This window comes from Pseudomonas sp. CFII68, from assembly GCF_000416195.1.
Lineage (GTDB): Bacteria > Pseudomonadota > Gammaproteobacteria > Pseudomonadales > Pseudomonadaceae > Aquipseudomonas > Aquipseudomonas kilonensis.
In genome coordinates, this window is sequence record NZ_ATLN01000016.1 from 22782 (window position 1) to 35486 (window position 12705).

Annotated in this window: 16 protein-coding genes; 6 read left to right on the top strand and 10 right to left on the bottom strand. The window is 59.8% G+C overall.

Annotation, left to right across the window (positions count from 1 at the left end; translation table 11 throughout):
• Positions 1–9 precede the first annotated feature (9 nt).
• The 6 genes from CFII68_RS25505 to soxR all read right to left on the bottom strand — a co-directional run bounded on the left by CFII68_RS25505 (position 10) and on the right by soxR (position 4338).
• Positions 10–585, bottom strand: coding sequence for a DUF6162 family protein (locus CFII68_RS25505; protein ID WP_018600269.1), 576 nt, complete (start codon positions 583–585; stop codon positions 10–12).
• Positions 582–908 (bottom strand): hypothetical protein, encoded by a 327-nt coding sequence (locus CFII68_RS25500; protein ID WP_014339410.1) that lies wholly within the window; start codon positions 906–908, stop codon positions 582–584. Before CFII68_RS25500 ends, CFII68_RS25505 begins: the two co-directional genes overlap by 4 nt.
• The gene (locus CFII68_RS25495) at positions 905–1447 is read right to left on the bottom strand and encodes a hypothetical protein (protein WP_018600272.1); all 543 of its coding nucleotides are present in this window, start codon (positions 1445–1447) and stop codon (positions 905–907) included. Before CFII68_RS25495 ends, CFII68_RS25500 begins: the two co-directional genes overlap by 4 nt.
• Entirely contained in the window at positions 1444–2658 is a 1215-nt protein-coding gene (locus CFII68_RS25490) for a PepSY domain-containing protein (RefSeq protein ID WP_018600273.1), read from the bottom strand. The genes CFII68_RS25495 and CFII68_RS25490 overlap by 4 nt, the downstream gene beginning before the upstream one ends.
• Before the next feature lie 659 nt (positions 2659–3317).
• Positions 3318–3779: a VOC family protein gene (locus CFII68_RS25485; RefSeq protein WP_018600275.1), complete on the bottom strand. Its 462-nt coding sequence runs from the start codon at positions 3777–3779 to the stop codon at positions 3318–3320.
• 106 nt (positions 3780–3885) lie between these two features.
• Positions 3886–4338 carry a redox-sensitive transcriptional activator SoxR gene (gene soxR, locus CFII68_RS25480; RefSeq protein ID WP_018600277.1) on the bottom strand — a complete coding sequence of 151 codons (453 nt, stop codon included), beginning with the start codon at positions 4336–4338 and terminating at the stop codon, positions 3886–3888.
• A 96-nt stretch (positions 4339–4434) separates the two neighbouring features.
• Between soxR and CFII68_RS25475 the strand changes: the two genes are divergently transcribed.
• The 5 genes from CFII68_RS25475 to CFII68_RS25455 all read left to right on the top strand — a co-directional run bounded on the left by CFII68_RS25475 (position 4435) and on the right by CFII68_RS25455 (position 9081).
• The gene (locus CFII68_RS25475) at positions 4435–4800 is read left to right on the top strand and encodes an antibiotic biosynthesis monooxygenase (protein ID WP_018600279.1); all 366 of its coding nucleotides are present in this window, start codon (positions 4435–4437) and stop codon (positions 4798–4800) included.
• 116 nt (positions 4801–4916) lie between these two features.
• The gene (locus CFII68_RS25470; RefSeq protein ID WP_018600280.1) at positions 4917–5183 is read left to right on the top strand and encodes a hypothetical protein; all 267 of its coding nucleotides are present in this window, start codon (positions 4917–4919) and stop codon (positions 5181–5183) included.
• A gap of 103 nt (positions 5184–5286) precedes the next feature.
• Positions 5287–5901, top strand: coding sequence for a LysE family translocator (locus tag CFII68_RS25465; protein ID WP_018600282.1), 615 nt, complete (start codon positions 5287–5289; stop codon positions 5899–5901).
• Between the two features lie 159 nt (positions 5902–6060).
• The gene (locus tag CFII68_RS25460) at positions 6061–7227 is read left to right on the top strand and encodes a cysteine desulfurase family protein (protein WP_018600284.1); all 1167 of its coding nucleotides are present in this window, start codon (positions 6061–6063) and stop codon (positions 7225–7227) included.
• A gap of 45 nt (positions 7228–7272) precedes the next feature.
• Positions 7273–9081 carry an aminopeptidase P family protein gene (locus tag CFII68_RS25455; protein WP_018600285.1) on the top strand — a complete coding sequence of 603 codons (1809 nt, stop codon included), beginning with the start codon at positions 7273–7275 and terminating at the stop codon, positions 9079–9081.
• Positions 9082–9090: 9 nt separating this feature from the next.
• On the opposite strand, the gene CFII68_RS25450 is transcribed toward CFII68_RS25455, so the two are convergent.
• Both CFII68_RS25450 and CFII68_RS25445 read right to left on the bottom strand, forming a co-directional pair.
• A complete protein-coding gene (locus CFII68_RS25450; protein WP_018600287.1) occupies positions 9091–9681 on the bottom strand; it encodes a 2-hydroxychromene-2-carboxylate isomerase in 591 nt (196 codons plus the stop codon).
• Between the two features lie 34 nt (positions 9682–9715).
• Entirely contained in the window at positions 9716–10444 is a 729-nt protein-coding gene (locus tag CFII68_RS25445) for an SDR family oxidoreductase (RefSeq protein ID WP_018600289.1), read from the bottom strand.
• Positions 10445–10533: 89 nt separating this feature from the next.
• On the opposite strand from CFII68_RS25445, the gene CFII68_RS25440 reads away from it, so the two are divergent.
• A complete protein-coding gene (locus CFII68_RS25440; protein ID WP_018600292.1) occupies positions 10534–11103 on the top strand; it encodes a TetR/AcrR family transcriptional regulator in 570 nt (189 codons plus the stop codon).
• 6 nt (positions 11104–11109) lie between these two features.
• On the opposite strand, the gene CFII68_RS25435 is transcribed toward CFII68_RS25440, so the two are convergent.
• Both CFII68_RS25435 and rhtA read right to left on the bottom strand, forming a co-directional pair.
• Positions 11110–11391, bottom strand: coding sequence for a hypothetical protein (locus CFII68_RS25435; RefSeq protein ID WP_014337379.1), 282 nt, complete (start codon positions 11389–11391; stop codon positions 11110–11112).
• Between the two features lie 168 nt (positions 11392–11559).
• A complete protein-coding gene (gene rhtA, locus CFII68_RS25430; protein WP_018600297.1) occupies positions 11560–12450 on the bottom strand; it encodes a threonine/homoserine exporter RhtA in 891 nt (296 codons plus the stop codon).
• Between the last annotated feature and the right edge of the window lie 255 nt (positions 12451–12705).

The following is a 12705-nucleotide window of genomic DNA, read 5'->3' on the forward strand; positions in this document are numbered from 1 at the left end:
GGCGTGGGGTCAGTGCCGGTGCTGGCGGGTTACGCCGGCATCGAATTGCGCGACGATCTGTTGCCAGCCGGCGGCGGACAAAGCGTCGTCGTCCAGCGCGGTAGGTGTCGCGAGGCCGTTGCTGCGGTTGAGCCAGATGTCCGGCGCGGCGTCGGACGCTTCGCCGATGCGCATCAGAAACGAACCTGCGACGGAAGAATTGGCACTGGCGCCGAAATAGGCCTGGTCCTGCAGCTGTTGCCAGGCGTGGCCGCCCCGGCTGACAGCGCTGGCGTCCTGGGCGAACGGCGCGAAGCCTTCTTCGGCCAGGGTTTGCGGGCCGGGCAGGGTGGGTTGGTCTTCGCGCAGCAAGCGGATTTCATCCAGGGTCACCCGCAGGTCGGCGTAGATGCCCTGCTCGGCGGCGCTGAGGTCGCGGCGGGCGTCGAGTTGGTTCGAGGCCAGGTGCGTGGTGTCTTCGGCTTTGCCATGCCAGGCCACCACCGATCCGGCCACCAGCACGATGACCAGGCACAGCAGCAACACATACAGGGTTTCATGGCCCGCGCCAGCGGGGCGGATGACTTGAGTCGTGGCGTTGGTCATGGGGCCTCGATGTCGGCTTGGTCGATTTCCACCACGTGGCCGGGGCCGGCGTCGAAGAGCACGTAGAACTCAGCGTCCGGCTTCTTGAAGGTCAGCTTCGAATCGGCACCGAGCTTGCCCGGGACAAGGATGGTCTCGTCATAGCCGATTACGTCCAGGGTCACGCCGGGCGCGCCGCTGCCGTCGGAAAAACCGCCGGTGCATTGGATCTGCTCGGCGTCGATGGCTTTGCATTCGCACATCGGGTTGTGAGCCAGGGCGCTGGTGCTTGCACCGGCGCAGAACAGCAACGCCAGGCCGTTGAATAAGGCGCGGAGGGTCATGGTTTGGGTCCTTGGTTCTTCAGCCAGGCGACGGTGGCCGGGGAGGCCTGGCTCAGGGGAATGGAGGCCTGGTGCATCGAACCGTCCCAACCCTCGAGGGTTATCCACAGTTCGGCATCGGGCTGGGTCTTTGGCGGGACCGGCAACAAGGCGCTCATGCGATAGGGCGAGCCGAAGAAAATGACTCCGGCGGCCCGTAGGCTGCGGGGTTTGCCGATGCGCAGGTAGGTGGCCTTGACCTGGCCGATACAGCGTTCGCACAGGGCCGCGTTGAAATGTTTCATGGGGCCGGCAGGCCCTTGGACGCGTGGGGCTTCGTTGCGAAATTCCGCCAGGCGCAGGCTCCAGGGGCCGACCTGGACTTCGCCGACTTCCCGCTCGCCAAGCCCGGCATCACCGCGCAACAGTGCGGCTTCGGAGAAGTATTTGGGCATGAACCCGAGGGGGATCAGCAGCAACAGCACGTTGAGGTGGAAGCGCCATTTATGCCAGAACAGGCCCAGGCGTGACGGTGATGAGGCCGTATTGGACGGATTCACAGGCTGCCCTCCGACGATTCACGGTGGAGGGACGGCTGCAATGCCGGTGCGATTCGGGCTTCACGGCTGGGTTTCTGGCTACGCTTGAAGGCATTGGCGGTGGCCAGGGCCGTGCGTTTGGTCCAGATCAACAGCCCGCTGAGAACCATCATGCTCAGGACCAAACCGAAGAAAAACCAGATGAGCTTGATCCACAGGCCGCCGAAGTCGCCGGTGTGCAAGGGGCGCATGGATTCGGTGACGAACTCCAGCGTCGTGCGGTCGGACAGCAGTCGCGAGGCGGCCACGTCACCGTTGTAGGGGTTGATGGTGGCGGTCTGGAACATCAGCGGATACCAACCGCGGCCGCCGACCTCCAGATGGCTGTAGGCATTGCCGGGCAGGCTGATGAAACTTGCTTCCAATCCCGGGATGCGTTGCTGGGCGATTTCGATGGCTCGGTCCAGGTTCAACTGCGGGGGCGGCAGGCCGTCGACGGACAACGGCACGTTTTCACGGGCCACCACCGGGATGACCGGTTCGCTGGAAATGGAGATCTGGTTGTCGCCCAGCAAGGCCTGGATCAGGAACCAGGTGCCGGTGACGGAGATGACCGCGATGAACCAGATCGACCAGATCCCGCTGAGCCGGTGGAAATCACCCCAGAAAATCCGCGCGCCATGGCGAATTCGCAGGGTCGGACGGAAGAAGCCTTTCCAGAAACGCTTGTAGACCACCAGCCCGGTCACCAGGGATGCGAGCAACGGCAGGCCCAGGAACGACACCAGGTACCAGCCCCAACTGTAGCCATTGGTGAATGGCACCAGCCACCAGCCATGCAGGGCGCGGGTGAAGGCCTGGAAGTTGAATGTCGGCGCCGAGCCTTGGATGACGCCGCTGTAGGGGTTGACGTAGACCGTGTCGGGGCGTCCGTCGGGGTAGGTCACGCCGACCTCCAGGGCAAAGTGCGACTCGTCCGGGCGGACGATGCTTTGCACCTGGGTTTGCGGCTGGGCGTGCTTGATCGCGGCGATCACCTGGTCATAGCTGAGCAGTTGGGCATCGTCCGAGGGCTTGCTGGCGCGCATTTCCGGGTTGACCAGCCAGACAATCTCCTGGCTGACCACCGCGAGGGTGCCAGTGACGCAAACGATGAGCACGAAAAACCAGATGGGCAATGCCAGCCAGCTATGGACCAGGAACCAGAGTTTGGAGCGGGACTTCTTCGACATGATTGAACGTCTTGATTCGATGAAAGGTTCGGTATTACGGGCTTCGCAATACCGTGAACCGCAAAAAAGCAGACCGTGGCTTTTGCCGACGCGGCCTACTGCATCTAATTAAGACGAACGAGCGATCGCAATCCTGAAGGGGAAGATGAAAGAAAATGTTTCGCGTGGTAGGAGCTGCCGAAGGCTGCGATCTTTTGATCTTTTGATCTTCTGATCTTTTGATCTTTTGATCTTTTGATCTTTTGATCTTTTGATCTTTTGATCTTTTGATCTTTTGATCTTTTGATCTTTTGATCTTTTGATCTTTTGATCTTTTGATCTTTTGATCTTTTGATCTTTTGATCTTTTGATCTTTTGATCTTTTGATCTTTTGATCTTTTGATCTTTTGATCTTTTGATCTTTTGATCTTTTGATCTTTTGATCTTTTGATCTTTTGATCTTTTGATCTTTTGATCTTTTGATCTTTTGATCTTTTGATCTTTTGATCTTTTGATCTTTTGATCTTTTGATCTTTTGATCTTTTGATCTTTTGATCTTTTGATCTTTCGCTTGAGGTTCAAGTGACTGGGGAAAGATCGCAGCCTCGTTGCACTCGACAGCTCCTACACAGCTCCTACACAGCTCCGACGGGGCGTAACCCCGCGGGAGCAAGGGCAAATCAGCCTTGCTGTTGGAACATCTCCCTGGCCCGTTGCTCGATCTGTTCCTGGCTCAGATCTTCCTTGTGCGTCGCCAGGAACCACAGATGCCCATAGGGATCTTTCAAGGTACCGGTGCGATCGCCGTAGAACTGGTCCTTGACCTCTGAAATCACTGTGCCACCGGCAGCAATGGCCCGGGCAAAGGCGCTGTCCACATCCTCGACATATAAATGCAGGCCGACCGATGGCGATGGGTCCGGGTTGCTCAGTGGGCCTTGGTCGCAAGGTGTGCCGAGCATGATCGGAAAACCGTTGATCCGCAGTTCGGCATGCCCGATGCCGCCGTCGGGCATGGCTAGGCGCATGACCTCGGTGGCATTGAAGGCTTTTTTGTAGAAGTCGATGGCTTCGGCAGCTTTCTGAATGCCCAGGTAGGGCGTGATGTTATGGAAACCTTCGGGAATGGCTTTGACGCCCATGACGGTTCTCCTTGTTGTTATGGGAGGCGAAGAGAGTCTTCGTCGGTTTTGCGCCCATCCACTATAGGTCAGCCGCCGTGGGCGGGCTCATGTCCCGACGAACGCTTCACGGCGGCTCCAACAGGTGAGCCCCTGGCCCGTGTTTGCCCAGCACATCGCCCTGATTGCGCAGCGGGCAAGCTTCCATCGACAGGCATCCGCAGCCAATGCAGCCGTTGAGTCGATCGCGCAGCGTCACCAATTGGTTGATGCGCTCGTCCAGGTCCCGGCTCCACTGCGCCGACAAGGTCTGCCAGTCCGCGGCCGTTGGTGCACGGTTGTCCGGCAGGTTTTTCAACGCCTCGCCGATTTCCGCCAAGGGAATGCCCAGGCGCTGGGCAACCTTGATCAGCGCCACGCGGCGCAAGACTGCCCGTGAGTAGCGACGTTGGTTGCCCTGGTTGCGCGTGCTTTTGATCAGCCCCTTGGATTCATAGAAGTGCAGGGCCGTGACTGCCACGCCGCTGCGGGCGGCCACTTGGCCGACGGTGAGTTCCTTGTGGACATCGATCTGTGCCATCGCCTCAATTCACTGCTTGACCTAAAGTTAACTTTAGGTTTTACCCTGCACGCGTTCGGATCGCAAGATCCGCCTTACGTGCAGAGGGGACCTTTCATGCAATCACCAAGGAACAATCGCAGTTTCACCCAGTTGATGGAATTCGATATCGAACCGCAATGGCAGCAGGCGCTGGTAACCGCCTTGTCGGAACAAACCGAGCGCCTGGCTCGGGACCACCAGGGGTTCCTGAGTGCCAGTATCCAGGCCAGCGAGGATGGTCGGCGGGTGCTCAACTATTTGCAGTGGCAAACCCGCGAGGCAGGCGAGGCGGCGCTTCAAAGCTTCGAAAGTGGCGAGCAGGATTTCTGGCGGCTGATCCAGGCTCATCGAGCCAAAGCCGTGACGTTCGGCTCCTTCCAAGTGCTGCGCAACATCGAGCGCAGCCTGGACAACGCGCTGCATTGCCAGTTGGTCGGCTGAATGCAGCGGCTGATCTGCAAAGGCAATAGCCACTATCGAGAGGGTTGATTTCTGCCGCGCGGGGCTGGCGGGTAGCCTTTGTTTATCGCCCCACTCCAGAACACCGGACACTTGCCATGAACCGTACCTTTGCTGTTTTGCTGCTGTTGACCGCCACCCTCCTGGGCGGTTGCGCCAGTTCTTCCCCGGAGCTGCGCCCCTACACCGCCGACGAGACCCGCGAACTGGCCCTTGAAGCCTTGAATCGCCGTGGCCTTTCGTTCGATGAGTACCACGCGAAAAAAGCCGAGCTGCTCGGTTCGTCGCAGAAAAACGTGGGTTTCGACGATCAGGGCCAAATGAGTGCCGAGCGGGTCGTGCAACAGCCAGGCCGGTCAAGCTGAGGGACTGTACCGCTTAAAGTTTTGCCCAACTGTCCGTGGGTTTGCGCCAAGGCGTGGGGTAGGGTCATGGCTTGACTGACCTGCCCTGATGGACTGACCTGACATGACCCTTTCGCTTGACCTGCTGCTGGGCTTCGCCCTGTTTGCCCTGGTGACCTCGATCACGCCAGGCCCTAACAACACCATGTTGTTGGCCTCGGGTGTCAATTTCGGTTTCAACCGCACCATTCCTCACATGCTGGGTGTTACCTGCGGCTTCTTTTCCCTGGTGCTGGCGGTGGGCCTTGGTCTCGGCGCGGTGTTCCAGACTTATCCACTGCTCTATACCGCACTGCGCTACATCGGCGCGGCGTACCTGTTGTACCTGGCGTGGAAAATAGCCCACTCCGGCCCGGTTTCGGAAAGCCAGCCGGGGGACAATACGCCGATCAGCTACTGGGGCGCCGCGGCGTTCCAATGGGTCAATCCCAAGGCCTGGATCATGGCCATCGGTGCCATCAGTACGTACACGCCACTCCAGGGTTATTTCTTCAACGTGTTGGTAATTGCGGGGGTGTTTGCCCTGATCAACCTGCCAAGCGTGAGCCTCTGGGTGGTGTGCGGCAGCCTGTTGCGCAACCTGTTGCGTGATCGTCGCTGGCTGCGCCTGTTCAACTGGGGCATGGCGCTGTTGTTGGTCGCTTCGCTGTATCCGTTGTTGCTCGAAAGCATCAGTTGAGGGCTGAGCTTCGCCGCGATGCCTGCTAAGCTCGCTGTTCAGGAGCGTTCCTACGCACTTTTAAACGAAGTCCGACTTCTTTAAGGTCTTTGATCAGGTATTGCTAGTCTCGAACCCAACGAGGGCGCCTGATCCCGGAGCAGGCTCTGCGAGTTTCCTATGAATAAACGTCCTTTGTATTTCGACTACGCCGCCACCACGCCGGTGGATGAGCGGGTCATCCGGGTCATGGTCGAGTGTCTGGGCTTTGACGGCAACTTTGGCAACCCGGCTTCCAGTTCTCATGCCTTCGGCCAGGAGGCCCGGCGCTCGGTGGAACGTGCCCGCCAGCAGGTGGCGCAACTGGTCGGGGCTCAGCCCGAACAGATCGTCTGGACGTCCGGCGCTACCGAATCCAATAACCTGGCCCTCAAAGGGGTGGCCCAGGCGCGCGGTGGTTCCGCCGGCCATGTCATCACCAGTCTGATCGAACACAAGGCGATTCTCGACACGGCGCGCCAGCTTGAAGAGAGCGGCGTTGCGGTGACCTGGCTGGCGCCGGACGCCGAGGGCCTGATCAGTCCGCATGCGGTTCGCGAGGCGTTGCGTGAAGACACGTTCCTGGTGTCGCTGATGCTGGTGAACAACGAGCTGGGCACCGTCAACGACGTCATCGCCATCGGCGAGATTGTTCGCGAGCACGGCGCGCTGTTTCATGTGGACGCAGCCCAGGGCGCCGGCAAGGTGCAGATCGACCTGTCTCGTTGGCCGGTGGACCTGATGTCTTTTTCCGCGCATAAGATCTACGGCCCCAAGGGCATCGGTGCGCTCTACGTCGGCGACCGTGCCCGGCCACGGTTGTCGGCGCAGATTCACGGCGGTGGGCATGAAGGCGGTTTGCGCTCCGGGACCCTGGCGACCCACCAGATCGCAGCCATGGGCGCCGCATTCGAACTCGCGGCCGAGGCATTCGACGAAGAACTCGCTAAAATCGCCCGGTTGCGCAATCGTTTGCTGGAGCCGCTGCTGGCCTTGCCCGGTGTGCGTATAAACGGCAGTGCGAGCCGTCGGATTCCCCACACGCTGAGCCTGACCTTCAACGAAGGTGAGTTCAACCCGGCGACGTTGGGCGTATCGATTGCATTTTCTGCCACGTCGGCCTGCAATTCGGCGCACAACACCCCGTCCCACGTGCTGCTGGCCCTGGGGCACGATGCGCGTGCGGCCGGGCGGACCATTCGCTTGAGCCTGGGCCGTTTTACCACCGAGCAGGATATCGACGAGGCGGTGCGGCTGGTCCAGGCGGCGTGCGCGACTGCGCCGGCGTTCTGGGCCACGACCCCATAAGCCGTCTTCGGCATCGAACAACAATATCAATGAGTAGGAGAAACAATGAGCACCGAGCCTTTGCCCCATGGACTGGTTCCCCAGCGCCTGGCCCAAATCCGCCAACTGATGAGCCGAGAGGGCATTCATGCGCTGCTGGTGCCATCGGCCGACCCGCATCTGTCCGAATACATGCCGGGCTATTGGCAGGGACGGCAATGGCTGTCGGGGTTCCACGGCTCGGTGGGTACCTTGATCGTGACCGACAGTTTCGCCGGCGTCTGGGCCGATAGCCGTTATTGGGAGCAGGCCACCAAGGAGCTGGAGGGCAGTGGTATCGAGCTGGTCAAGCTCATTCCCGGCCAGCCCGGCCCCTTGGACTGGCTGGCGGAACAAACGCCTGAGGGTGGAGTGGTCGCCGTTGACGGTGCGGTCATGGCCGTGGCGTCGGCTCGCACCCTGGGCGGCAAGCTTGCGGAACGCGGCGCGCGGTTGCGTACCGACATCGATCTGCTCAAGGCAGTCTGGAGCGATCGCCCAAGCTTGCCGGATCAGCCGGTCTATGCCCATTTGCCTCCCCAGGCGACCGTCAGCCGGGTCGAGAAACTCGCCAAGCTGCGCGAAGCCCTCAAGGAGCGCGGTGCCGACTGGCATTTCATCGCCACGCTGGATGACATCGCCTGGTTGTTCAACCTGCGCGGCGCGGATGTGTCGTTCAACCCCGTGTTCGTCTCCTTCGCCTTGATCAGCCAGCAACAGGCAACACTGTTCGTGGCCCTGGACAAGGTTGACGCAGCGCTGCGTGCCGTTCTTGAACAGGACGGCGTGACCCTGCGAGATTACAGCGAAGCCGCCACCGCGTTGCGTGAAGTGCCAGACGGTGCGAGCCTGCAGATCGATCCGGCGCGGGTGACGGTCGGCTTGCTGGATAACCTGGGCAGCGGCGTGAAGCTGGTGGAAGGTCTCAATCCAACGACGCTGGCCAAGTCTCGCAAAAGCCTGGCCGATGCCGAACACATCCGTCGGGCCATGGAGCAGGATGGCGCGGCGCTCTGTGAGTTCTTCGCCTGGCTGGAAGGGGCCTGGGGGCGCGAGCGCATCACCGAATTGACCATCGACGAGCACCTGACCGCAGCCCGCACGCGCCGGCCGGACTTCGTCTCCCTGAGTTTCAACACCATCGCCGCCTTTAACGCCAACGGCGCGATGCCTCATTACCACGCCACGGAAGAAGCCCATGCGGTCATCGAAGGTGATGGCCTGTTGCTGATCGATTCCGGCGGCCAGTACTTGGGGGGCACCACCGACATCACTCGCATGGTACCGGTTGGCACACCCACTGCTGAGCAGAAACGTGATTGCACGCGCGTGCTCAAGGGCGTGATTGCCCTGTCCCGGGCCAAATTCCCGCGGGGCATTCTTTCGCCGTTGCTGGATGCTATCGCCCGTGCACCGATCTGGGCGGAGCAGGTGGATTACGGCCACGGCACCGGCCATGGCGTCGGCTATTTCCTCAATGTCCACGAAGGCCCGCAGGTGATTGCCTATCAAGCCGCTGCCGCGCCGCAGACGGCGATGCAGGCAGGCATGATCACCTCCATCGAACCGGGCACTTATCGTCCCGGTCGCTGGGGGGTGCGCATCGAGAACCTGGTGTTGAACCGTGAAGCCGGAAGCAGCGAGTTCGGCGAGTTCCTTGAGTTTGAAACCCTGACCCTGTGCCCGATCGACACCCGCTGCCTGGAACCTTCGCTGCTGACCCAGGACGAAAAAGATTGCTTCAACGCCTACCACGCCGAGGTTCAGCGTCGCTTGAGCCCGTTGCTGGACGGTGACGCACTGCAATGGCTCAACACGCGAACGATGGCAATTTGAAGTAGAGGATCAGGCGAGGGCTTCACGGACGAAGTCCAACCGATCCTGGCCGAAGAACAACTCGTTGCCGACAAACATGCTCGGGGCGCCGAACACGCCCCGTGCGATGGCTTCTTCAGTGGTGGTCTTGAGTGCTTGCTTGACCTGCTCGTCGTTCGTCAAGGCCAGCACATAGTCGGCATCGAAGCCGCCCTCGTTCAGCACCGCTGCGACAGTCGTCGGGTCATTGAGATTGCGGCCGTCCACCCAAAAGGCGCGGAACAGGCAATCGACGAAGGCCTCGAAGCGTTCAGGTTGGCGCAACTGCATGCCAGTCACCGCGCGCATCAGTTGCAGTGTATTGATGGGGAAGTGTGGATTGAACTGGAACGCAACGCCGTAGCGCTTGGCGAAGCGATTCAGATCCTTGAACAGGTAAGGGTTCTTGGCCGGCACTGTCGCCGGTGATGCATTGCCGGTTGCCTTGAAGACGCCGCCCAATAACATCGGACGATAGATCAACTGGCTGTTGGTCTGCGCGCACAGCGTCGGCAACTGGGTATAGGCCAGGTACGTGGTCGGGCTGCCGAAATCGAAGTAAAACTCCACCGATTTGCTCATGGGATCTGCTCTCTTGTTGTTGTGAGGGGAGGGTTTACCAGCGCTCGCTCCAGGGCCGCAGGTCCAGTTCGAAGGTCCAGGCGTCGCGGGGTTGGCTGTGCAGGTACCAGTAATTGTCGGCGATGTGTTCAGGGTTCAGGATGCCGTCCTGATCCTTGGTGGCATATTTTTCCGGGAAATTATCGCGGATGAAGTCGGTGTCGATGGCGCCGTCCACCACCACATGGGCCACATGAATATTCAGCGGCCCCAGTTCACGGGCCATGCTCTGGGCCAATGCCCGGATGCCATGCTTGGCGCCTGCGAATGCGGCGAACCCCGAAGCGCCGCGCAATCCCGCCGTTGCCCCAGTAAACAGGATCGTCCCGCGCTGGCGCTTGACCATGCGCTTGGCCACTTCCCGCGCATTGAGAAAACCTGAGAAACAGGCCATCTCCCAAATCTTGAAATACTTGCGCGCGGTTTCTTCAAGGATGCTGCAGGGGACGTTGGCGCCGATGTTGAACACAAAGGCTTCAATCGGGCCGATCTGGTTCTCGATTTGCTCGATGAGTGCGATCACGTCGTCTTCTTTGCGCGCGTCACAGGCAAACCCGTGGGCTTCGCCGCCTTGGGCGCGGATTCCAGCCACTAGAGGCTCGAGTTTGTCGGCGCTGCGGCGGGTAACGCAGGCAACAAAACCTTCCTGCGCAAAGCGTTTGGCAATCGCTCCGCCGGTGGCATCGCCCGCGCCAACAACCAGTACGACCTTCTTGTTATTCATGGTTAGCCTCATTGGTAAACGATCGTTAGCTAAACGGACGTTATGCTAAGATCCGGCAAGCGTCAAGGTGAGCAATCAGGGGCAGGACCATGCGATATTCAGCCAATCACAAAATGGAAACCCGCGAGAAACTGCTCGCCAGCAGTGCCGTCTCTGCCAAGAAGTCGGGGTTCTCCACGGTCGGTGTCGATGGCTTGATGAAAGCGATCGGGTTGAGCGGCGGTGCGTTTTATAGCCACTTCTCATCGAAGGATGAGCTTTTCAAGGCCATTGTCGAGCGGGAATTGGCCCAAAGCCTGGATCGTCTGAGTGGCGACGGTGCCATGGACTCAATGAAGCTGGAGCGCTGCCTCAAGCAGTACCTGAGCATGAGCCACGTTGAGCAGCCCGAAGCCGGGTGTGCGTTGCCGGTGCTGGGTGCCGAGATCGCGCGATCGGATGTCCAGGTGAGGGAGGCGGCGCAAACGTGGATCTGTCGTTTGCACGAAAGCTGGGCGCGGATATTGGGAAGCGACAGTCTGGCCTGGGCCATCCTGTCTCAATGCGTGGGGGCGTTGGTTGTTGCGCGGATGCTGGTCACGCCGCAGGTCCAGCGTGACGTCCTCAAGTCCAGTCATGAGGAGATTAGGCGCCGAATGGCCGAGCAAGGGCTCGACTGACGTGGCCTATTTGCAGATGACGATCATGCTGCGGCTGGTATAACCGGCGGGATTGAGCCCGAAGGGATAATCCCCGGGTTCTTCGACGGCGTCGCCGGACTTTGCAATGACCTTGTAACCCTTGGGCGCGCATGAGTTGGCGGCACTGGCGGCGCACTGGTCCCAGGATGAGGACAGGCCGGAGCAATTGATGTGCAGGCCTTTTTTACCGCGCTTGACTTCAGTTTTCGATGTTGCCGCACAGCCCGCTACTGCAAGTACGGCGATCAGTATCAAAATTCGTTTCATTCCCGTCCTTATGATCGTCGTGGATCTTGTGTCCACGTACGATTGTGTTCGCTCTGGCGTGAAGCGTTCATGACGTCCTGTATGAAAAAATCCATGTCTGACATTGGGTTACTGGCCTAAACATGGCCTAAATGCGCGGCAAATACCAGACCTTCGTTAAATCCTGCTTCAATCTGCCGCGACGGCAGGCTTCGCGGTGTTGGCCATGGTCAGCGTTGCGCCAACCGACGCCAGGATGATGCAGGTAATGGCTAACCATTGGGCCAGGGACAAGTACTCCTGCAGAAAGACCAGCCCCGACAGGGCCGCGACTGCCGGTTCGATGCTCATCAGAGTGCCGAAAGTGCGGGCTGGCATTCGGGTCAGGGAGATCATTTCCAGGGTATAGGGCAGAGCCGTAGACAGAATGGCGACGCCGATGGCGATTGGAATCAGGCTAGGTGTGAGCAGTGCGGCGCCTGCGTGCACAATCCCAATCGGTGCGACGAACAGGGCGGCGATCATCACCCCCAGTGCGGCGGTTTGCACACCATTGTCCGCGCCAGCCTTCTGGCCAAACAGGATGTACAACGCCCAGCAAACACCTGCGCCCAGCGCATAGCCGGCTCCAAGCAGGTCAATACCGGCATTGGTCGCTCCGGTCGGTATAAGCAGAAGCAGGCCAGCGACTGCCAGGGCGATCCAGAGAAAGTCGATTGCCCGGCGTGAGGCGTAAATGGCAACTGCCAGAGGCCCGGTGAACTCCAGTGCCACGGCAATACCCAGTGGGACGGTACGAACCGACATATAGAAGAGAAAGTTCATGCCGCCCAATGCCATCCCGTAAACGATCACGGTGCGCAGGGATTGGGCGGTGAGCTTAGCGCGCCAGGGGCGTAGCAACAACAGCATGATGAGGCTGGCAAAAATGAGTCGCAGCGTCGTTGTGCCCTGTGCGCCCACTACCGGGAACATGCTTTTGGCGAGGGAGGCTCCCGATTGGATGGAGGCCATGGCTATTAATAGCAGGGCAACCGGATACAGGGTGGAGGCCAGGCTGCGATGTGGAGGGGGTGTCATTACGAAGTGTCGTCCAGAATAAAGGCGGGGGAGGCTGCGTTGAGCAGTATATTGCGCATGTGCGACGATTCCGTCTATATACCGGGGCAGATTTAAGTGTGGTGTCGGGCTCAAGATAGAAAAGCGAAATTAAGGGTTGACGGCAGATTCTGGAAGTCTATAATTCGCCCCACTTCCGGCGCAGTAGAAACGGAAAACTCCTTGAGTTTCAATGAGTTAAGTAGGTTTCGAAGGTGTTGGGCTTCAGGTCATCGA